The organism is Nocardia elegans NBRC 108235, assembly GCF_001612845.1.
Taxonomy (GTDB): domain Bacteria; phylum Actinomycetota; class Actinomycetes; order Mycobacteriales; family Mycobacteriaceae; genus Nocardia; species Nocardia nova.
Map to the genome: position 1 here is coordinate 1 of NZ_BDBF01000073.1, position 24,725 is coordinate 24,725.

Here is a 24,725-nt window from a genome sequence, read left to right on the forward strand (position 1 = left end):
GCCAGCACCGCAAGAACCTCGTGACCATTGCGACGCGCATCCGACAACCGCTCCAGCACCAGCACACCGACGCCCTCGGACCAACCCACTCCGTCCGCCCCCTCGGCGAACGACTTGCACCGGCCGTCGGGAGACAGGCCACGCTGACGGCTGAACTCTACGAAGACATCCGGTGTCGCCATCACCGTCACGCCACCGGCCAGCGCCAGATCGCATTCCCCCGACCGCAGCGACTGCGCGGCCAGATGCATCGCCACCAGCGACGACGAACACGCGGTATCCACCGTTACCGCCGGGCCCTCGAAGCCGAAGGCATACGAAACCCGTCCGGACACGATGGATCCCGTATTCGCGCTGGCGGGATAGTCGTGGAACGACACCCCGGCGAAGACCCCGGTCGCACTGCCGCGCAACGCGTTAGCGTCGACGCCGGAGCGTTCCAAGGCCTCCCACGACGTCTCCAGCAGCAGCCGCTGCTGCGGATCCATGATGGTGGCCTCGTTGGGACTGATTCCGAAGAAGTCGGCATCGAAATCCGCTGCGGTATAGAGGAATCCGCCGTTGCGGGTGTAGGTACGACCAGCCTTTCCCGGTTCCGGATCGTAGAGGGCGTCGATATCCCAGCCTCGATCCGCCGGCAGCACCCCGGTGGTATCGGTGCCCGCCGCGACCACGCGCCACAGGTCTGCCGGTGAGGCAACCCCGCCGGGGTATCGGCAACTCATCGCGACGATCGCGACCGGGTCGTCGTCGGTCCGAACGCCCTCGGGCACAACGGTATCGGCGGTGTGCACGCCCTCGAGTTCCGAACGGACGAAAAGCGCGACGGCCTCAGGAGTCGGATAGTCGTAGATGAGCGTCGCCGGTAGTTTCAGACCGCTCGCGGCGTCGAGCCGGTTCCGGAACTCGACCGCACCGAGGGAATCGAAACCCAGCTCCCGAAACGCTCGCCGCGGTTCGACCGCATCCGCGGACGGATGCCCGAGAACACCGGCAGCCACCGATCGAACAAGGTCGAGCACCGCTGCCGCACGATCGGAGTCCGACGAACCAGCCGGCAGCCGCAGGAATGCCGGTCCCGCCGCGGGTGTCGACTGCCGGCGTGGGGTGACCGCAACGACCGAGCGGACCAGCGCCGGAATCCCAGCACCGCGGGTGCGCAGCATCGCCGGATCGATCCGCAACGCCACCAACTGAGCCGTATCGGCGGCCAACGCCGAATCGAACAGCGCCACACCCTGCGATTCGGTCAGAGGCGGGAACCCTTGCCGGCGCATCCGTTCGAAATCGGCCTCGGACAAGTCGACGCCGAGCCCGCTCGACCGCGCCCACAGACCGAAATCCACCGATGTCGCGGGCAATCCCGCACGGCGGCGATGCGCCGCCAGCGCATCCAGGAACACGTTCGCCGCGGCGTAATTCGCTTGCCCGGCCGCCAGTACGAGCCCGCCCGCCGAGGAGAACAACACGAACAGCGACAGCGAACGATCGCGCGTGAGCTCGTGGAGGTGCCACGCCGCATCGAGCTTCGGAGCGAAAACCGAGTCGATCCGTTCCCCGGTCATCGATTCGATCACACCGTTGTCGACCGTTCCGGCCGCGTGAACCACTCCCGCGAGGGGATGTTCGCCGGGAATGCCGTCGATCACCGCGGCCAGGGCGGCCCGATCGGATACGTCACACGCGGCGAGAGTCACCTGCGCACCGAGTTCGACCAGTTCGTCGCGCAACCGCATCGCGCCGGGGGCCGCCGTTCCGCGACGTGAGATCAGAAGCAGTTGCCGCACACCGTGATTCGTGACGAGGTGCCGGGCGATCAACGCACCGAGCCCTCCCGTCCCACCGGTAACCAGCACCGTGCCCCGCTCCACGGGCCGAACGAGTGCGCCGGACTCGCGGCGACGCAACCGCGGAACCAGCACCTCCGCGCCGCGCACCGCGACTTCGGGCTCGTCCGCAACCGCGGCGGACAACGCCGCCGCAGTGCTCGGGTCCCGCTCCGAACCCGCCCGGTCCAGGTCGAGCACCTGGAATCGGTCCGGATGTTCCGCCTGTGCGGCGCGCAACAAACCCCACACCGGGGCGTGGCTCAGACTCACCGGGTCGGACCTATCGACGGCCACGGCGAATCGGGTCACCACAACCAGACGGGACCGCTCGAAACGAGAATCGCTCAACCAGCGCTGGAGCGTGCCGAGAACACCGGTGACCACGCGCCGGGCCGCCTCCGGCGGCGCCCCCTCGAACTCGGGGCACTCCCACAGAACGATCTCCGGAACAACCGAATCCTCGGACGCGGCCAGAGTGTCGATCAGAGTCTCGAGGTCGGGATGGCCGGCCGGCGAACCTATTACCGCCACACGTTCGGGCACAACGGTCGCCACCGAGGACCGCGCGGCGGCGACCCACTCCACATCGAACAGATTCCGATCAGCCAGGCGCGCACCCAGCTCCTCGGCCGAAATCGGCCGGGGAACCACGGCAGCCGCCGACAACACCGGCCGCCCCCGATCGTCGGCGATCCGCACCCCGAACTCGTCGCCGTCGACGACGATCCGCACCCGCACCACCGCGGCCCCTACCGAATACCGGGTCACCCCGGTCCATGCGGACGGCAACGCCGGGGACGCTGCGTCCGCGCCGCGGACCATCCCCGGCTGCAGCGCCGCGTCGAACAGCGCCGGATGAATGCCGAAACCCTCGGCTACGACCGAGTCGGGTAACGCGACCTCGGCGAACAACTCGTCTCCACGCCGCCAGGCCGCACGCACCCCCTGGAACCCCGGGCCGTATCCGTATCCGGCATCGAGCAATTCGTCGTACATACCGTCGACGTCGACAGCGGCGGCGCCCACCGGCGGCCACGACATCAGGTCGAAGCCGGCGTCCCGGCCCTCGGCGAGAACACCCTCGGCATGCAATGTCCAGGACGGATTCGCCTCGAAATCACCGTCGGGGCAGGAGAACACCCGCACCGTCCGGCCGCCCTCCTCGTCCCGGCCGCCGACCACGACCCGGAGGGCGACGCCGCCGGACTCCGGCAACACCAGCGGCGCCCGCAACCCCAGTTCGGTCAGCGTCGAACAGCCGATCCGCATCCCGGAGTGCAGCGCGAGCTCGACGAAGCCGGTGGCGGGGAACACCACCAGCCCCGCGATCGTGTGGTCGGCCAGCCACGGCTGTGTTGCCACCGACAGCCGGCCCGTCAACAGCAGGCCATCGGATTCGGGGACCGAGATCACCGCGCCCAGTAGCGCATGGTCGACCGCACCGAGACCGGCCGCCTCGACGTCGGCGATGTGGGAGCCGGACGTGAGCCAGTAGCGGTGACGCTGAAAAGCGTAGGTGGGCAACGACACTCGCGAGACCGATCGTCCGGCGAAGAACGCGGGCCAATCGACATCGAAGCCCACCACGTGCGCGTGGGCCAGGCAGCTGACGAGCTGCTCGACCTCCGGCCGCCCCCGCCGCGCGCCCGCGACGACCGACGACTGCGATTCGATATTCTCCGGCAGGCATTCCCGGACCATCGCCGTCAGGACGGCATCCGGGCCGACTTCCAGGAACCGGCGGACACCCGCTGCCACGAGGGCGTCCACGCCCGGAGCGAACCGCACGGCCGCCCGCACCTGTTCGACCCAGTACCGGGGTTCCAGTATTTCGTCGCCGACGATCCGGCCCGACACGGTGGACACCAGCGGAATCTGTGCACGGTGATAGGTCAGATCCCTTGCGACCGCCTCGAATTCGGCCAGCATGGGTTCCATGCGGTGCGAATGGAACGCATGGGATACCGCCAGGCGCGATGTCTTGCGCCCACGGTCGGCGAACCATCGGCCGACTGCCGAGACGGCATCATCGTCGCCCGAAACAACAACGGAGACAGGGGAATTCACTGCCGCGATGGACACCCGGCGGCTATCGCCGGCCACCGCCGCCAGCACCTCCGACACCTCGGCTTCGCTCGCCGCGACAGCGAGCATGGCACCGCCCCGCGGCAACCGCCCCATCAGCCGCCCGCGGGCCGCCACCAATCGGCAGGCGTCGGGCAGCGACCACACGCCGGCGAGACAGGCGGCCGCCACCTCGCCGATCGAATGTCCGATCAGCACATCGGGTGTCATGCCGTAGGAGATCAGGAGCCGGCCCAGCGCGACCTCGTACGCGAACAGCGCGGGCTGGGTGAATTCGGTCCGATCGAGCACATTGCCGTCGGCCTCGTCGAGACCGCCGCCCGACCACCGTCCGGTGAACATCAGCTCGGCGAGCGAGCCGCCCAGCAGCGGATCCAACTGCCCGCAGATCTCGTCCACCGCGGCAGCGAACACCGGGAACGCCGCGTACAGTTCCCGCCCCATCCCGATCCGCTGCGCGCCCTGACCGGTACACAGGAAGGCCGCCTTCCGGGGGACCGCCTGCCCCGTCACCACGCCGCCCGCTGTGGTCGCCGTACCGTGTTCGGCGAGTGCTGCCAGACCGGCGAGCATCGTCTCCCGGTCGGCGGCCACGACCGAACCGCGGTACTCCAGCTGAGCACGGGTCGTCACCAACGACCAGCCGATGTCGTCGACTTCCAGGTCCGGATGTTCGGTCACCCAATTCAGTAACGCGCCCGCCTGCGCCCGCAGGCCCGCCTCGGTCTTCGCCGAGATCAGCCACGGCGAGACAGCGGATCCCACGGCCCGCACACGATCGCCGTCGTCCACCGGGCCGGCGGGTGCCGCCTCCGGAACAGGAGCCTCCTCCAGAATCAGATGCGCATTGGTACCGCTGGCGCCGAAGGAGGACACCGCCGCGCGACGCACGCGTTCGCCCGCCGGCCACGGTTCCGCCGTGGTGAGAAGTCGTACCCCGCCGCCCGACCAGTCCACATGCGGGGACGGAGCGTCGACGTGCAAAGTGGCGGGCAGCAAATCGTGCCGCAATGCCTGCACCATCTTGATCACCCCGCCGACCCCGGCCGCGGCGGAGGTGTGCCCGATGTTCGACTTCAGCGAGCCGAGCCGGAGCGGACCCGCGACGCGTTCGCGGCCGTAGGTGGCGATCAACGCCTGCGCCTCGATCGGGTCGCCGAGCGTCGTGCCGGTGCCATGCGCTTCGACCACGTCGATGTCGGCGGGCGCCAGACCGGCGTTGGCGAGCGCATCGGTGATCACCTTCTCCTGCGACGGCCCGTTCGGCGCGGTCAGTCCGGCACTCGCGCCGTCCTGGTTGACCGCGCTGCCTCGAATGAGCGCCAGGACCTGATGACCGTTGCGGCGCGCGTCCGACAAGCGCTCCACGACGAGCATGCCGAGCCCTTCGGAGAATCCGGTCCCGTTCGCTCCCGCCGCGAATGCCCGGCACCGTCCGTCCGGGGACAGCGCACGCTGCCGGCCGAAGGCGATCAGCAGGGTGGGATCCGACATCACGGTGACTCCGCCGACCAGGGCGAGCGAGGTGTCGCCCTGACGCAGTGCCTGACAGGCGAGGTGCAGCGCGACCAGCGACGACGAACACGCGGTGTCCACCGAAAGCGCGGGGCCCTTGAATCCGAAGGTGAAGGCGACCCGACCGGACAGGACCGCGGACGAAACACCCGGATAGGCATGGCCTTCCGACTCCGCGGTCAGGCCCGGCGAACCGACGCGGGGCCCGTAGTCCTGATGGATCACACCCGCGTACACCCCGGTGTCGCCACCGCGCAACGCGATCGGATCGATCCCGGCGTCCTCCAGCGCCTCCCAGGCCGCTTCCAGGAACAACCGCTGCTGCGGGTCCATGGCCGCGGCCTCGCGCGGGCCTATGCCGAAGAATCCCGCATCGAAATCGCCCGCGGCATCGAGGAATCCACCTTCGCGCGTGTAGACCGTTCCCGGCGTACCGGGGTCGGGGTCGAACAGACGCTCGAGATCCCAGCCACGATCGGCCGGGAACGGACCGACGGCGTCGGTGCCGGCGGCGACCAACTCCCACAACCGCGCCGGAGTGTCGGCTCCACCCGGATATCGGCAACTCATCCCGACGATCGCGATCGGTTCGCCGGCCCGGTCTTCCAGGTGCTGAATATGTTTCCTGGCGGCGCGCAGGTCCGCGGTGACCTTCCGCAGATACCGGCTGAGCCGTTCCTCGTTGCTGGTCTCGGGGTTGCTCATGCCGGGCCGAACTCCTTGTCGATCAAATCCAAGAGCTCACTGTCGGAGGAAAATTCGAGGTCGTCGTACTCGTGCACGGTCGTCTCGGCACCGAGGAAGGTGCGCAGGCGCTCGTCGACTCCCCGCAATCCGGCGAGGATCTCGTCGTTACCGGTGCCGGCGGCGATGATCCGCTCGAGCAGTGCCTCGAGCCGGGCGATATCGCCCGACGCCGCGGGCGCCGCCGGGGCAGGCGCGGCGGCCGCGATCTGTGCCAGCACGTAGTCGGCGACCTCGCGCGCGGTCGGATAGTCGAACACCAGGGTCGAGGACAGCGACAGTCCGGTCGTCTTCGACAGCCGGTTCCGGAACTCCACACCACCGAGGGAATCGAAGCCGAGTTCGTCGAACCCGCGATCGGGCCCCACGTCGTCGGGCGAGTCGTAGCCCAGCACGGCGGCCACCTGTTCGCGCACCACGTCCAGGACGATGGCGGGGCGCTTCGCCTCGGCTACGCCGTGCAGCCGCTCCCCCAGTGCCGGTTCGGCGGCGACCGCGGTGACCGAACGGCCGCGGGCGCGAACGAAACCGCGCAATACCGGCGGTACCAGGCCGTCGTACGCCTCCAACCGCAACTTCCCGGTATCCAGATGCATCAGCGCCGAGAACGATTCGCCCGCGGCGAGGGCTTCGTCGAACAACCGCAGGCCCTCGGTGCGGTTCAGCGGCGCCAGACCCAGGCGCTCCAATCGGCCGAGAGCGGTGCGATCCAGACCACCCGTCATGCCGATGTCCGGCTGCCACGGACCCCAGGCGAGTGCGACGGCCGGTAGCCCTTCGGCGCGGCGTCGCGCGGCGAGCGCGTCCAGGAAGGCGTTCGCGGCGGCGTAATTCGCCTGCCCCGCCGATCCGATGATTCCGGCGATCGAGGAGAACATCACGAACGCCTCGAGATTCATCGCGTGGGTGAGTTCGTGGAGGTACTCGGCGGCGGCCGCCTTGGGCGCGAACACCCGATCCACCTGTGCACCGGTGAGCGTGTGGACGGTGCCGTCGTCGAGGACGCCCGCCGCGTGCACGATCCCGGTGAGCGGGTGCTGGGCGGGAATGCCGGCCAGCACCTCCCGCAACGCATCGCGGTCGGCGACATCGCAGGCGGCGATCCGCACGTCGGCACCGAGACGCGCCAGATCCTCGGCGAGTTCGGTTGCGCCGGTGGCACGTTCGCCGCGGCGCGATACCAGCAGCAGTCGTCGCACGTCGTGCGCGGTGACCAGATGTCGTGCCAGCAACGCGCCCAGCCCACCGGTGCCGCCGGTGATCAGGACGGTTCCGGTCCCGAACGAAACCGGCTCGGCCGCAACGGATGTCACCGGCTCGAGGCGCGGCGTCAGGAGGCGGCCGGCGCGCAGCGCCATCTGTGGTTCACCGGTCGCGATCGCGGCGGCGATCCGCTCGGCCGAGATGTGGTCCGCGCCCTCGGCGACGTCGAGGAGGACGAACCGTTCCGGATATTCGGTCTGGGCGCTGCGGATCAGTCCCCAGATCGCCGCCGATCCGGTATCCGGAGCTTCGCCGGGCAGCGCCGCCGCACGGTCGGTCAGCACCACCAGCCGCGACCGCGCGAAGCGAGCCTCCGCCAGCCAGTCGCGCACCGTGCGCAGGGCCGTTCTCACGCGGTCGTTCGCCGACAACGGCGAATCGCTCTGCGTTCCCGAGAATTCGGGCCACACGACGACATCCGGGACGGCCGGCGCCGATGTGAGGGCGGCGAGATCCGGATACCGCTCCTCGATTCCGCGCACCCGCGCGGTCCCGAGCAGGGCGATACGGCCCGGAAGCGGTTCGCCAGGCTCGACGACCGCCCAGCGCAACCCGTATCGGCCCGCACGCGCACCCGGCAGCGTGGCGCGCAACTGCGAGGCATCGTAGGAACGCATCACCACCTCGTCGACGGAGAACACCGGATTTCCGTCCTGATCGACGGCCACGACGCTGGTCGTCTCGCTACCGCGCCGGACGGCCATCACCCGCAGGGTGGTCACCCGTGCGGTGGTATGGAATCGCGTTGCGCCCCAGCGGAACAGGAGCTTGCCCTCGCTACGGTCACCAGGGTCGTCGGACCAGATCAAACAGACGAGTCCGGCATGGAGCGCCATATCGAACAGGGCTGGATGCAACTGGAACCGATCGGGCCAGACCTCGCGGTTCAAGGTGACCTCGGAGAAGATCGTGTCACCCCGGCGCCATGCGGCGTCGATGCCGATGAACGAGCTCCCGTATTCCAGGCCGGCGACCCGGGCGACCTGAGCAGGGATCCATGCGGGATCGACCGGCTCGGCGTCGGCCGGTGGCCACGCCTCGGTGCGCAGGATGTCGGTGAGTTCGGGGCCGGACGGTTGCTCGCCGCTCAGCACACCACTGGCATTGCGCGCCCATTCCAGGTCCCGGCCGGGCAGCCGGTAGTGGAAGGTGAACGGTCGCCGGCCCGTCGGATCCGGTTCCCGCACGAGCACTTGCAGCTCGACATCGCCCTGCGCCGGCGGGAGGATCGGCGCCTCGAGCGTGAGCTCGTCCACGGTGCCGCATCCGATCCGCCGACCGGCGACCACCAGCATCTCCATCAGCGCGGCGCTCGGGACGAGCACCACTCCGTAGCTGGTGTGGTCGGCGATCCAGGGCTGGGTGCGCAGCGACAGCCGCCCGGTGAACAGCCACTCGTCGCGATCGCCCACGCGCACCACGTCGGTGAGCAGCGGATGCTCCGAAGTATTCCGGGCGTCCCCGGCGGCGGGGTCGAGCCAGTACCGGCGATGTTCGAAGGCGTAGGTGGGCAGAGCGACCCGGGTATTGCGGCGGTCGGCGAACAGGCGAGTCCAGTCGACCGGCAGTCCGGCGGTATGCGCTCGGCCGAGCAGTGTCAGGAACTGCTCGACCTCGTCGTGCTCCCGGCGGGCCGCCGCGGCGACCGCGGAGCGCTCCTCGATCTCCGCGGGAAGGGTCTGCTGCGTCATCGCCGCCAGCACCGCGTCGGGCCCGACTTCCAGGAAGCGGCGCACGCCCGCCGCCACCAGAGTCTCGACACCCGGCGCGAAACGCACCGCGGCACGCACCTGCGACACCCAGTACCCCGGCTCCGAGATCTCCTCGCCGGCAATGCGGCCCGAGACGTTCGACACCAGCGGAATGCGGGGGTCGCCGAAGGAGACGCCGGCCGCGGCCTGCTCGAACTCGGCCAGCATCGGCTCCATCCGCGCGGAATGGAACGCGTGAGAGACCCGCAATCGACTCGTCCGGCGGCCCCGCTCGGTGAACTGCCGCTCGACCTCGTCGACGGCGTCTTCGTCACCCGAGACCACCACGGCCGCCGGCGCGTTCACCGCCGCGATGGCGATACGATTCCCGAATTCGACTGTCGCCGAAGCAACTTCGGCTTCCGATGCGGCGATCGCGAGCATCGCGCCGCCCTCGGGCAGCTCCGCCATCAACCGTCCGCGGGCCGCGACCAGTGCGCAGGCATCGTCGAGCGACCACACGCCGGCCACATACGCCGCGGCCAGCTCGCCGATCGAATGGCCGATCACCAGGTCGGGACTCAGACCGAACGACTCCATGAGCCGGCACATCGCCACTTCGAAGGCGAACAGGGCGGGCTGGGTCAACCGGGTCCGATCCAGCATCCCGGTCTCCGCGGCGGCCGCGTCGCTTCCGCGCCCGGTGAACATCGCCTGCCGCAACGAACATCCCACCAGGGGATCGAACCGGGCGCACACCTCGTCCAGCGCTCCGGAGAATACCGGGAACGCCGCTGCCAGCTCCGCGCCCATTCCGACGCGGTGCGCACCCTGGCCGGTGAACAGGAAGGCCGTCCTGCCCGTGCGCACCGTCCCGGAAATCACTGCGGGCGAGGGTGTTCCGGACGCGAGCGCCGCGAGTCGCGCCGACATCTGCTCGCGATCACCACCGAGCACCACCGCCCGGCACTCGTGCTGCGTGCGTGCGGTCGCCAGGGAATACGCCACATCCGCCGGATCGGCATCCGGGTGGTCGAGCAGCCAGTTCCGCAGCTTGACCGCCTGCGCCCGCAGGGCGGTCTCGTTCTTGGCCGACACCAGCCACGGCATTGCCGGTCGGGGGCCGGCGGCGGCCGGCGCCGAGACGTCCGACGGGGTAGCGGGCGCCTCCTCGAGGATCGCGTGGGCGTTGGTGCCGCTGACACCGAACGACGACACACCGGCCCGGCGCACCTTCTCCCCCGCGGGCCACGGTTCCGGCCGGGTCAGCAGCCGCACCGCGCCCGCGGACCAATCCACATGCGGGGACGGCGCATCCGCGTACAGGGTCCGGGGCAGGGTTTCGTGTCGCAGCGCCTGCACCATCTTGATCACGCCACCGACACCGGCCGCGGCGACGGTGTGACCGATATTCGATTTGATCGAGCCGATCCGCAGCGGCTCCCGGTCGCCGCGGTCCTGCCCGTACGCGGCGATCAACGCGTTGGCCTCGATCGGATCACCGAGCGGAGTGCCGGTCCCGTGCGCCTCCACCGCGTCCACGTCGGCGGGTGCGAGCCCGGCATTGGCGAGTGCCTGCGCGATCACTCGTTCTTGCGATGGACCGTTCGGCGCGGTCAATCCGTTGCTCGCGCCGTCCTGGTTCACCGCCGTCCCGCGCACCAGGGCGAGCACGGCGTGCCCCCGGCGCCGGGCATCGGAGAGCCGCTCGAGCACCAGCACACCGGCACCTTCGGCGAAGGCGACGCCGTCGGCGTCGGCGGAGAAGGCCTTGCACCGGCCGTCGGGCGAAAGACCGCGCTGCCGCGCGAAATCCACGTACAGATAGGGGCTGGCCGCGACGGTGACACCACCGGCCAGCACCAGCGAGCTGTCACCCTGGCGCAGCGCTTGGCAGGCCAGATGCAGCGACACCAGCGACGACGAGCATGCGGTGTCCACGGTCACCGCCGGCCCCTCCAGCCCGAGCACATAGGCCACCCGCCCGGATATCACGCTGCTGGTGTTACCGGTGAGCCGATAGCCCTCGAGTTCGCCCTCGACGCGGTCGACATAGCCCGAGGCGCCGGCGCCGGTGAACACTCCGGTATCGCTGCCGCGCAGGGATACCGGGTCGATACCCGCCTGCTCCAGCGCCTCCCACGACACTTCCAGCAGCAATCGCTGCTGCGGATCCATCGCGACGGCTTCGCGGGGGCTGATCCCGAAGAAGCCCGGATCGAAATCCGCCGCGTCATAGAGAAATCCACCGCGGGTGGTGTAGACGGTACCGGGTTTGTCCGGGTCCCGGTCGAACAGTCGCTCGAGCTCCCAGCCGCGATCCGACGGGAACTCGCCGGTCGCGTCGGTTCCGGAGGCGACGAGGTCCCACAGGTGGTCCGGTGATTGCACGCCCCCCGGGAAGCGGCACGCCATCCCCACGATCGCGATCGGTTCGTCGGTCCGCACCCGGCGCACGGGCTCGACGGCGGGTCCGCCGGCCGCGACCGGCGCGATGCGGGAGTGCACGAGTTTCGCCACCGCCGACGGGGTCGGGTGGTCGAATACGAGGGTCGACACCAGCTGCACGCCGGTGGCCTCGGCCAGGCGGTTGCGGAACTCCACCGCGGCGAGGGAATCGAAACCGATCTCGTCGAAGGGCTGGTCGGGCCCGATATCGTTGCCCGAGTCGTGCCCCAGCACGGCGGCCACCTGCTCGCGCACCACCTCCAGCACGACATCACGGCGTTGTGCCTCGGGCACCTCGGCCAACCTCGCGCCCAGCGACAACGCCGCGGCCGATTCGGTGCGCGTCGGTCGCGCCGAGCGGGGCAGGAATCCACGCAGCACGGCGGGAACCGCGACGGCGTCGGATGCGCGGCGCAGGACGGTCGCGTCGAATCGCAGGGGTATCGGTCGAACGTGCGCGAGCGCCGCATCGAACAGGCGCAGACCGTCGGCGTCGGCGAGCTGCCCCAGGCCCAGGCGCGCCCAGCGGCGCAGCGCCGCATCGTCCACCTCGCCGGTCATGCCGCTGCCCTGATGCCAGGGCCCCCACGCCACCGAGGTCGCGGCCATCCCCGCCGCTCGCCGCGATCGGGCGAGGGCGTCCAGGAATCCGTTCGCCGCCGCGTAATTGCCCTGCCCGGGCGATCCGAGCACTGCGGCGACGGAGGAGAACAGCACGAACGCCGACACGTCGCGGTCGCGGGTGAGCTCGTGCAGATGCCATGCCCCGTCGACCTTCGGCGCCAGCACACGATCCACCTGCTCGGGAGTCGACGACTCGACGGTGCCGTCGTCGAGCACCCCGGCGGTATGCACGATCGCGATCGGCCCGGCGGCGGGATCCAGGGTGTCCACCAGCTGTGCCACCGCCTCGCGATCCGCGATGTCGCAGGCGATCATCCGGACGTCGGCTCCGGCCCGCGTCAGGTCGGCAGCCAGGGCGTCGGCACCGGGGGCCGCGGGGCCGCGGCGCGAGATCAGCACCAGTCTGCGCACACCGTGTTCGGCGACCAGATGGCGGGCGAACAGAGCGCCCAGGCCACCGGTGCCACCGGTGATCACCACCGTCGCATCCCACGGCGACGCCGCGACACCGGTCTCGTCCGCTGCCGAGGCGCGCGTCAACCGAGGAATCAGCAGCTGCCGACCGCGCACGGCGACCTGCGGTTCACCCGAGCGCACCACCGCCGCGATCAGATCACCGTCCAACGACACGGCAGGGTCGGTGTCGAGTAGAACGAACCGCCCCGGATTCTCCGACTGCGCACTGCGCACCAGTCCCGACACCGCGGCGGCGGCCGGATCCGATTGCGCCTCGGGCGATCCGGCACCGCCCGCCGTCACCACGACCAGCCTGGCGTCGGAGAGAGATCGCCGCGCGAGCCAGGACTTCAGTACCGCCAGCGTGCCCTGCACGTGCGCCCGCACCGCCCCCGCGACATCGGTGGCGTCGACAGTGGTCTGCGCTGCGGCTCGCCACACCACCACATCCGGAACTCGTTCGGCCGCAACAACTTCGGCGACGGAACCGTAGCAGGCGGCGATCCCCGGTAGCGGCGCGCGCCCGAGCACCGCCATCGACGGGGCCTGCGACGCGGCCGGGCTCGCCGGCGCGGACTCCCACCGCACCTCGTAGAGGCCGACGTCGTCGCGCGCCAGGGTCCGCCGGAACTCGCCGAGGTCGTACGGGCGCATCACCACCGCGTCGACCGAGACGATCGGGTCGCCGTTCCGATCGACCGCCGCGACGGAGATGGTTTCGGTCCCGCTCGCGATCGCGACGACCCGCAGCGAGGTCACCTCGGCCCGGCGTTCACCCGCCTGCCGGTGGAATCGCGCACCACCCCACCGGAACAACAACCGGCCCGTATCGGGAGGGAAGTCCGCGTCCCGCCACATCAGCCGCGAAAAGCCCGCGTGGAGCACCAGATCCAGCAGGGCCGGATGCAGATCGTGGCGAGCGGCCTCCGGCGCGGCAGCGGTATCGAGGACGACCTCGGAGAAGACCGCGTCGCCGCGCTGCCATGCGGCGCGCACCCCGATGAACGCCGGACCGTATTCGAGCCCGGCGTCCCGGTAGATCCGCTCGGCCAGTCCCGCGGTATCGACTCGTTCCGCGTCGGCCGGCGGCCACGGCTCCGCCCGCAACCGCGCCGACAACTCCGAGTCGTCGTCCCGATGCGCCGCCAGCGCGCCGGTCGCGTTGTGTACCCAGTCGTCGTCCGCCGAGGTCCGGAAATAGAACTCGAACCGGCGACGCCCGGCCCCGTCGGGCGCTTGCACCAGGACCTGCAGCTCGATCTCGTCGTCCGCGGTCGGCAGAATCGGCGCCTGCAAAGTGAGGTCGTCAACCACACCGCAGCCGATCCGGCCGCCGGCGACGAGCAGGAACTCGATCAAGGCCGCGCTCGGCACGACCACGACACCGTAGGTCGTGTGGTCGGCGATCCACGGGTGAGTGCGCAACGACAGCCGCCCGGTGAACAGCCACTCGTCGCTGCCCGCCAGCCCGACCACGCCGGTCAGAATCGGATGATCCGACGCCGGCGACACCTCGCCGGCGGGCTGCAGCCAGTACCGACGGTGCTGAAATGCGTAGGTGGGCAACGGAACTCGCCGCACGTTCCGGCCCACGAACCACGGGGCCCAATCCACCGCCGCACCCGCCACCTGAAGCTCCGCCAACGCCGTGGCGAACCGCACCACCTCGTCGACCGAGCGCCGCGCTGTCGCCACCACCGAAGCGGCCGGCTCGACCTCCGGAAGCTCGGCCAGACATTCGCGAGTCATCGCCGCCAGCACCGCATTCGGGCCGACCTCGACAAAACGGCGCACTCCCGCCGCCACCAGCGCCGCAACCCCCGGCGCGAACCGCACGCAGCCGCGTACCTGGCGCACCCAGTACTCCGGGTGTGTCACCGCGTCCCCAGCGACATCGCCCAATTCGTTCGACACCACCGGCAGGCTCGGCGGGCGGTACGTGACGCTCTCGGCGACGGACCGGAACTCGGCCAGCATCGGATCCATACGCGCCGAATGGAAGGCCTGCGTGACCCGCAACCGGTTGGTCTCGACACCGAGACCGCCGAGTCGCCGCTCGATCTCCGCGATGGCGTCGACATCTCCGGACAGCACCGTCGAGGACGGGCCGTTCACCGCCGCGACCTCCACCGCGCCACCGAAATCGGCGGCGATCTCGACCGCCCGCGCCTCCTCGACCGCCACGGCGAGCATCGCGCCGCCCGCGGGAAGCGCGCCCATCAACCGGCCGCGCGCAGCCACCAGCGCGCACGCATCCGAGAGCGACCACACCCCGGCCACGTACGCGGCCGCCAACTCTCCGATCGAATGCCCGATCACCACATCCGGTGTCACACCGAAGGATTCGACCAGCCGGAACAACGCCACTTCGAACGCGAACAGCGCGGGCTGCGTGAACTCCGTCCGATCCAGCACCGCATCCGGACCGGCGAACATCACCTCCTGCAGCGAACGGCCGAGCAGCGGATCGAACTCCGCGCACACCTCGTCCAGCGCCGCCGCGAACACCGGAAACGCCCGGTACAAGCCGGCGCCCATCCCGGCCCGCTGGGCGCCCTGCCCGGTGAACAGGAAGGCGGTCTGTCCCGCAAGCACTTTCGACTCGATCGTGTTCGGCGCACCCGTCGCCAGATCGGCCAGACCCGCGAGGAGTTCGCCGCGTTCGCGTCCGAGGACCACACCGCGGTGATCCAACAGCGCCCGCGAGGTTGTCAGCGAATGGGCGACGTCCCACGGATCGGCATCGGGATCGCCGAGCAGCCACTGCCGCAAGCGATCCGCCTGCGCCCGCAGCGCGTCGCGGGACTTGGCCGACATCACCAGCGGGACCACATCGGACGCGATGGGATCGAGATCCGGCACATCCGCACTCGCCGGGGCCGTGACCGGCTCGGCGGGCGCTTCCTCCACGATCAGATGGGCATTGGTACCACTGGCCCCGAACGAGGAGACCCCCGCCCGGCGCACGCGCTCCCCCGCCGGCCACGGTTCGCTGCTGCGCAGCAGTCGCACCGTTCCCGCCGACCAATCCACATGCGGCGACGGCGCATCCACATGCAATGTCTGCGGCAACATCTCGTGCCGCATCGCCTGCACCATCTTGATCACGCCGGCCACCCCCGCGGCGGCCTGCGTGTGCCCGATATTCGACTTCAGCGAGCCCAAACGCAGCGGTCCGTGTGCGCGCCCCTTCCCGTAGACGCCGATCAGTGCCGTCGCCTCGATCGGATCGCCCAGCTTGGTCCCGGTGCCGTGCGCCTCCACCACGTCGACATCCGAGGCGCCCAGACCCGCGTTCGCCAACGCCTGCGCGACGACTCGTTCCTGGGACAGTCCGTTCGGAGCGGTCAGGCCGTTGCTCGCGCCGTCCTGATTCACCGCGCTCCCACGCACCACCGCCAGCACGGTGTGGCCGAGCCGGCGGGCCTCGGACAGCCGCTCCAGCACCAGCATGCCGACGCCTTCGGAAAAGCCGGTGCCGTCGGCGGCCGCCGCGAACGCCTTACAGCGGGCATCGGGGGAAAGCCCCCGCTGGCGCGCGAACGAGATCAGCAGGGACGGATCGGACATCACCGTGACGCCACCGGCCAGCGCAAGGGTGGCGTCCCCGCTGCGCAACGCCTGACATGCGAGGTGAATGGCCACGAGGGACGACGAGCACGCGGTGTCGACGGAAATCGCCGGGCCCTTGAAGCCCAGGGTGTAGGCGATCCGGCCGGACAGCACGCTGTTCGCGACGCCGAAGTAGGCGTGGCCTTCGGTTTCACCGGTGGTCGCCGACGTGCCGATGCGCGGACCGTAGTTCTGGTGGATGACTCCGGCGAAGACGCCGGTTCCGCTGCCGCGCAACGACATCGGATCGATGCCGGCGTGCTCCAGGGCCTCCCAGGACACCTCGAGCATCAGGCGCTGCTGCGGATCCATCGCCGCGGCCTCACGGGGGCTGATTCCGAAGAAGGCCGCATCGAAGTCGCCGACGGCATCGAGATATCCGCCTTCGCGGGTGTACACCGTGCCCGGCACATCCGGATCCGGGTCGTAGAGCCGCTGCAGATCCCAGCCGCGGTCGGTGGGGAAGCCGCCGACCGCGTCCACACCGTCGGCGGTCAGGCGCCACAGGTCCTCGGGCGAGCGCACACCGCCGGGATACCGGCAGGACATGCCGACGATGGCAATGGGTTCGGTCGACCGGTCGGTGAGCTCGCGGAGTTGTTGTTTGGTCTCGTACAGCTCTTTCGCGGTCTTCTTGAGGTATTGCCGCAGCTCGTCGTTGTCGGCCATCGGTGGGGAGCTCCTAAGAACGTCGGCTCAGCCGAGGTTGTCGATGAAGTCGAAAAGCTCGCGGTCGTCCGCGGTGTCGAGGCGGTCGACGGCGCGATCGGGGCCGCTGTCGTCGGCGCCGTCCTCGAGTTGGCGCAGGAGTGCGGTCAGCCTGCGCGCCACGTGCGACCGGTCCTCCGGCGACAACTCGGCGGCGGCGCAGCTGCGCGTCAGCGCGTCGATCTCGGCCGCGATCCGTTCCGCGGAATCCTGCGCCGGAGCGATCTGCCGGTACACGAAGCCGGCCAGCTCCTCCGCGGTCGGATAGTCGAAGACCAGCGTCGCGGGCAACTGCAGACCGGTCGCCCGGACCAACTGGTTGCGGAACTCCATGACGCTGAGCGAATCGAAACCGATGTCCTTGAACGGCATATCCGGTGCGATCGCCCCCACATCGTCGTGGCCCAGTACCGCCGCGGCCTGCGTCCGGATCACGTCGAGCACGACACGTTCCTGCTCGGCCGGCGTGCGACCCGCCACCAGCGCCGCCAACGTCGACGACTCGCTCGCCGCCGCAGCGGTCACGCGACGACGAGCCGGCCGCACCAGCCCACGCATGATCGAGCGACCATCCGCGGCGAGCGCCGAACGGTCGATCCGGACCGCGGCCACGTCCGCACGGCCACTGGCGACGGCCGCGTCGAACAGCGCCATACCGTCGTCGATGTCCAACGGCGGGAATCCGTCCCGGCGCAGCCGGGCGATATCGGCGGCGCCGAGGGCGCCGGTCATCCCGGTGCTCTCCGCCCACAATCCCCACGCCAGTGACGTCGCGGGCAGCCCGTGGACGTGCCGATACTGCGCCAGCGCGTCGAGAAAGACATTGGCGGCGGCGTAGTTCGACTGGCCCGGATTGCCGATCACGCCCGCGATCGACGAATACAGGACGAACATCGACAGATCGAGGTCCTTCGTCGCCTCGTGCAGATTCCACGCCGCGTCGACCTTCGGACGCAGGACCTCCGCGATCCGCTCCGGCGTCATCATGGCCAGGAGACCGTCCGACAACACACCTGCGGCGTGGACCACACCTGTCAACGGGTGGTCCGCCGGTACGGCCGCCAGCGCACGGTCCAGGGCGGCGCGATCGGCGGCGTCACACGCCACCACCTCGACGTGCGCACCCAGCGCGGCGAGCTCGTCCCGCAACTCGGCCGCGCCGGGCGCCGCCGGGCCGCGCCGGCCGGCGAGCACCAGTCGGCGCACCCCGTATCCGGTGATCAGCTGCCGCGCGACCACGGCGCCCAAGCCGCCCGTACCACCGGTGATCAGCACGGTGCCCTCGGGCCGCAGCGGGGCCGGCACGGTGAGCACGTTCTTGCCGATATGCCGAGCCTGACTCATCTGGCGGAACGCTTCCGGCGCCTGGCGTAGATCCCACGCGGTGATCTGCGAGGGCGTCAGCGCACCGGTGTCGAAGAGCCCGACGACGGTGGTCAAGATCTGCCCCAACCGATCCGGCGGCACGTCCAGGAGCATGAAGTGGTGGTAGTCCACGCCGGGGTGATCGGCGGCCACCTGCGCGGGGTCACGCTCGTCGAGGTGGCCCATCTCGATGAACTTGCCGCCGCGCGGCATCAACCGCAACGACGCGTCCACGAATTCGAGCGTCAGCGAATTCAAGACGATGTCCACGCCGCGGCCGGCGGTGGCGTCGAAGAACTTCTGCTCGAACTCCACGGTGCGCGAATCACCGATCTCGGAATCGTCGAATCCGAGCCGGCGCAACACCTCCCATTTGGGCCGGCTCGTCGTCGGCAACACCCGCAACCCCAGATGCCGAGCCAACTGGATCGCCGCCAGGCCGACGCCGCCGGTGGCCGCGTGCAGCAGCAGCGTCCGGCCCGGTTGCGCCCCGGCCAGGTCGACGAGGCCGTAATAGGCGGTGGCGTACACCACCGGAACCGCGGCGGCATGGGCGAAGGACCAGCCGCGCGGCATCCGGGCGAGCAGTCGCCGATCGGTGACCGTCACCGCGCCCGCCCCCGACGTGAATCCGAAAACCCGGTCGCCCGGGGCGAATTCGGTGACGTCCGGCGCCACCTCCAGCACCACGCCGGCGCCCTCGACACAGATGGTCGCGCTGATCGACTGGGATCCGGCAGTCGCATCCGACACCATGCCCAGGGTGATGAGCACATCGCGGAAGTTCACGCCGGCCGCGCGCAGCGCGATCCGCACCTGACCGGGCGCCAGTTCCCGCAACTCCTCCGGCGCCTCTACCAGGGCGAGGTTGTCACCGGTCAATGTGCCCTTACCGGAATGGGCCAACCGCCATGCCCGCGAGCGAATCAGCTCGCTCGCGCCGACGAGATCGCCCGGACCTCGGCCGAGCCGGGGGGCATATACCGCCCCGCGCCGGAGGGCCAGCTGGGGCTCGTCACCGATCGCCACGGCCACGGCTACCGCACGCCGGTAATCGTCGCGGTCGTCGACATCGACGACCAGGATTCGATCCGTGTGCTCACTCTGCGCCGTGCGCAACAGACCCCACGCCGCGGCGGCGGACAGATCCACCGATTCGCCCGGATGCGTGGCCACCGCGTGGTGGGTCACCACCACGATCGGTTCGTCGCGCGCCAGCAGCCGCTGCATTCGCACCGTCAGCTCGGTAACCGAATCCCGCACGACCGCAGGGAGATCGCCGACGGCGCCACCGCTCGCCGGGTGAGCGGGGTCGAACCGCACGACCGCCACCCGCCGGCCCGCCACCGTCACGACTTCCTCGTCCTGCCCGGGACTCCGGGATTCGACGTCACCCGGTTCGTCCGGCGACACCGCTACCCATTCCACCCGGTAACCGACACCGTCACTGCGGCGGCGGGCAGCGGCCAGGAATGTGTCGGTCGAGAGTTGCCGCAGCGTCAGCGCCGCCACCTCGGCCACCACCGCACCCGCGGCATCGGTCACGCTCACCGCGATCCGATCGGTGCCGGCGCGTGCCGCTCGTACCCGCAACGACGCCGCCCCGGTCGCGTACAGCTCGACGTTCTCCCAGGAGAAGGGAACGATCACCGTGTCGGCGCCGGCGTCGGAGAGCAAGTCGCTCAACAGGATCGCGTGCAGCGCGGCGTCCAGCAGGGCGGGATGAAGCCCGAACTCGCCGCCGTGCGGCCGCGCCGATTCCGGCAGTGCGACTTCGGCGAACACCTCGTCGTCGCGCCGCCACAACGCGGTAAGTCCTTGGAAGACCGGCCCGTATTCGTATCCCCGCTCGGCCAGAACCGCATACGCGTCCTCGACCGGCAACGCCGTCGCACCCGTGGGCGGCCAGGTGTCCGTCGCCGAGCCGACCGGCGGTGCCTCCGTCTGCGTGGTGATCGATCCTGCCGCGTGCCGGGTCCATTCCTCGGATTCGCCGGCGTCGTGCGCACGGGAGTACACCGACACCGGCCGTGCCCCGGTCTCGTCCGGACCACCCGCCATGACCCGCAATTCGACCGCCCCGGTGGTAGGCACCGGCAGCGGCGCCTCGAGCACCAGCTCCGCCACTCGCGGAGCTCCCAGCAGTGTCCCGACGTGCAACGCCAGCTCCACGAGCGCGGCGCCCGGAAGCAGGGCGACGCCCGCGACGGCGTGATCGGCCAGCCACGGCTGATCGGCCGTCGAAAGCCTGGCGGTGAAGACCACGTCCGGTGAATCCGGCAGTCGCAGCATCGCGCCCAGCAGTGGATGTCCGGCTTCGGCCAGACCCGACTGCCGTACGTCGGGCGCGGCGCCGGGCCGCAGCCAGTACCGCCGGTGTTCGAACGCGTAGGTCGGCAGCGAAACCCGATCGGCCGGGGCCGCCAGCGCGCCGGGCGCCACCGCCACGCCTGCGCAGTGTGCCTGCGCCAAAGCCACGGCGACCTGCTCCGGACCGCCCCGATCACGCTGCAACGTCCCGAATACCGCCACCCGATCGGCCATACCGAGCGATTCCACCGTCGAGGCCATCCCGACCGTCAAGACCGGATGCGGACTGACCTCGATGAATGCGTTCACTCCGCTCCGCGCCAATGCCGCCACCGATTCCGCGAATCGCACCGGTGCGCGCAACCCCCGGTACCAGTAGCCGGCGTCCAGCAGTTCGGTATCCACATAATCCGCGGTCACCGTCGAGAAGAACGGCAGCGAACCCGGTCCCGGCTCGACGGCGGCCAGCTCCGCTGTCACTCGATCCCGAATCGCTTCCACCGCCGCGGAATGCGATGCGTAGTCGACCGGAATCCGCCGCACCCACACGCCGTCGGCCGCACAGGCGGCGACGAAATCGTCCAATGCGGATGCCTCACCGGAGACCACGGTTTCGCCCGGACCGTTTTCCGCCGCCACCGAAATCCGGTCGCCGAAACCGGCCGCACGCTGCTTCACCACCTCGGTGGTCGCGCGCACCGAGGCCATACCGCCGTGGCCTGCGAGCTCCTCGGCGACGATCCGGGAACGCAGGGCGACCACCCTAGCGCCGTCGGCCGTCGACAACCCGCCGGCGACCACGGCAGCGGCGATCTCGCCCTGCGAATGCCCCAGCACCGCAACGGGTTCCACCCCGTTCGCCCGCCACAGCCGCGCCAGCGACACCATCACCGCGAACAGCACCGGTTGGACCACATCCACCCGCTCCAGTGCGGCCGCGCCCGGTTCCCCGCGCAGCACCGCGGTCAACGACCAATCGACGAACGGTGCCAGCGCGGCCTCACATTCGGCGATCGCCTCCGCGAATACCCCACCCGCGGCGAGCAATTCGGCGGCCATACCCACCCACTGGCTGCCCTGCCCCGGAAATACGAAGGCCACCCGACGCGAGACGGCACGCCCGGACACGACGCCGTCGCCGGCAACCGATTCGGCCAGCCGCGCCACACCGGCCGCCAGGTCCGCCGATTCCCGTCCCACCACCGCGGCGCGCCACTCCAGCTGGGAGCGGTGCCGCAACAGTGAATGCGCGATATCGCCCGCTTTCGCATCCGGATGCGACCCCAACCACCGCGCGAGGCGAACAGCCTGCTCCCGCAACGCTTCCCGGCTCTGCGCGGACACCACCCAGGTGAAGGTGCGGCCGACGTCGACCGGTCGCGTGTCGTCCGGCCCGGTCGGGGAGTCCGATGCGCCGGTCGGCGCGGGCGCTTCCTCGAGAATCACATGCGCGTTGGTGCCGCTGATCCCGAACGACGACACCCCGGCACGCCGGACGCGCCCGCTGTCCTGCCAGGGCCAAGCGTGGGTCAGCAACTCGACCGCCCCGGCCGACCAATCCACGTGCGGGCTGGGCTCGTCCACGTGCAGAGTGCGGGGCAACATCCGATGCCGCAGCGCCTGCACCATCTTGATCACGCCGCCCACCCCGGCGGCGGCCTGCGCATGGCCGATATTCGACTTCAACGACCCGAGCAGCAGCGGCTCCGACCGGCGCTGTCCGTAGGTGGCGAGCAGTGCGTTCGCCTCGATCGGATCGCCCAGTGGTGTGCCGGTCCCGTGCGCTTCCACCGCGTCCACATCCGACGGTGTCAGGCCGGCATCGGCTAACGCCGCCATGATCACTCGCTCCTGTGACGGACCGTTCGGCGCGGTCAGACCGTTGCTCGCGCCGTCCTGATTCACCGCCGACCCGCGCACGACCGCAAGAACGTCGTGACCCAGCCGCCGCGCATCGGACAGCCGCTCGACCACCAGCATGGCCGCCCCCTCCGACCAGGTGATCCCGTCCGCGGCCGCCGAGAACGACTTGCACCGGGCATCCCGGGCCAACCCGCGCTGCCGCGAGAACTCCACGAACACCATCGGTGTCGCCATCACCGTCGCGCCACCCACCAGGGCCAGTGAGCTCTCTCCCTGGCGCAGCGCGCGGCACGCGGTGTGCAACGCCACCAACGAGGACGAGCACGCGGTGTCGACGGTCAGCGCCGGTCCCTCCAAACCCAGCGCGTACGACACCCGCCCCGAGGCCACGCTTCCCATGACACCGGTGACGGCATAGCCCTCGACCTCGGCCCCGGCCTTGCGCGTCACCTCCGCGTAGTCCTGGTACATCACGCCCGTGTAGACACCGGTATCGCTGCCCCGCAAGGACGCCGGGTCGATTCCCGCGTCTTCCAGTGCTTCCCACGCCACCTCGAGCAGCAGCCGCTGCTGGGGATCCATCGCCGACGCCTCCCGAGGCCCGATCCCGAAGAATCCGGCGTCGAAATCGCCTGCGCCGGTGAGGAATCCACCCTCCCGGATGTAGGACGTTCCGGAATGCTCCGGATCGGGATCGAACAGCCGCTCGAGATCCCACCCGCGATCCGCGGGAAACTCGCCGATCGCGTCGGTTTCCGACACCAGCAGATCCCACAGCTGGTCCGGCGATCCGACGCCACCCGGATACCGGCACGCCATCCCGACGATGGCGATCGGTTCGTCCGCGCGGATCGGTGTCGCGCCGCGATCCACGGAGGCGGCGGATCCGTCCTTCTGTTCCACGAGCGACCGCACGAATGTCGCCACCGCCGCGGGGGTGGGGTGGTCGAATACCAGGGTCGACGGCAGCCGCACGCCCGTCGCCTTGCCGAGCCGGTTACGGAACTCCACACCGCCCAGCGAGTCCAAACCCATGGCGCTGAACGGCTTTTCGACATCGACCTCGCCGGGCGAGGTGTAGCCCAGCACCGCGGACGCGTGCTCTCGCACGAGGTCGAGTACCAGCTCTGCGCGCCGGGCATCGGGCGCCGCGGCCAAGCGGGCGCCGAGCGCGCCGGCCGTCCGGGCCACCGGCGCGGATGCGCGCCGCGCGAAGCCGCGCAGGACCGCGGGAACCGCGGCGACATCGGTCTGGCGGCGCACTGCCGTCGCATCGAACCGGATCGGCGCCGGCTGCGCCTCGGGGTGGGTGAGGGCCTGGTCGAACAGCCGCACGCCCTCGGCCTCGCCGAGCTGACCGAAACCCATTCGCTGCCAGCGCGCCACGTCCGCGCGGTCGAGGTCACCGGTCATGCCGCTGTCCTGTTGCCACGGCCCCCAGGCCAGCGCTGTCGCCGTCAGGCCCGCTTCCCGCCGCTGCTGCGCCAGCGCATCCAGGTAGCCGTTCGCCGCCGCGTAGTTGCTCTGCCCAGCCGAGCCGAGCGCCCCGGCGATCGACGAGAACAGCACGAACGCCGAGACATCGCGGTCCCGGGTCAGCTCGTGCAGATGCCACGCGCCGTCCACCTTCGGCGCCAGCACTCGATCCACCTGCTCGTCGGTCAGCGACTCCACGGTGCCGTCGTCCAAGACCCCGGCCGTGTGGATGACGGCCAACCGGTCGTCGGATGCGATGGTGCCCAGCAGGTCTCGTACCGCGTCGCGGTCGGCGACATCGCAGGCGACCACCCGGGCATCGGCGCCGGCCTGCGTCAACTCGCGCACCAATTCGGCCGCACCCGGCGCTTCGTGACCGCGCCGCGAGGTCAGCACCAGCCGTCGCACACCGTGTGCGGCGACGAGGTGGCGGGCGAACACGGCGCCGAGACCACCGGTGCCGCCGGTGATCAGCACCGTCGCGTCCGCCAGCGGCGTCGGCGGGGCAGCCGGCGACGTGGGCACTCGTGTGAGCCGGGGCACCAGGATCTGCCCGTCGCGCACCGCGACCTGAGGCTCCCCCGTACGCAGGACCGCGGCGATGCGGTCGGCAGACAGCGGCTCGGCGGGGTCCTCGTCGATCAGCGCGAACCGATCCGGATGCTCGGACTGCGCGCTGCGCACCGATCCCCACACCGCCGCGGCGGCCGGGTGTGCGCCCGCGCCGACCGGCCCG

The 24,725-nt window shown here is 70.4% G+C and carries 3 protein-coding genes; all 3 read right to left on the reverse strand.

The window, feature by feature from the left end; all coding sequences use genetic code 11:
- On the reverse strand, positions 1-6,089 hold a 6,089-nt coding region (locus NE2_RS32225), incomplete at its 3' end, for a type I polyketide synthase (RefSeq protein WP_444980080.1).
- 41 nt (positions 6,090-6,130) lie between these two features.
- On the reverse strand, positions 6,131-16,936 hold the full coding sequence (locus NE2_RS32230) for a type I polyketide synthase (RefSeq protein ID WP_063032249.1): 10,806 nt from the start codon (positions 16,934-16,936) through the stop codon (positions 6,131-6,133).
- A gap of 27 nt (positions 16,937-16,963) precedes the next feature.
- Positions 16,964-24,725: type I polyketide synthase (locus NE2_RS32235; RefSeq protein ID WP_174554005.1), on the reverse strand; the 7,762-nt coding region annotated here is incomplete at its 5' end.

Coding starts and splice junctions, on each gene's coding strand:
- NE2_RS32230 (WP_063032249.1), bottom strand. CDS start 16,936: ATGGCCGACAACGACGAGCTGCGGCAATACCTCAAGAAGACCGCGAAA.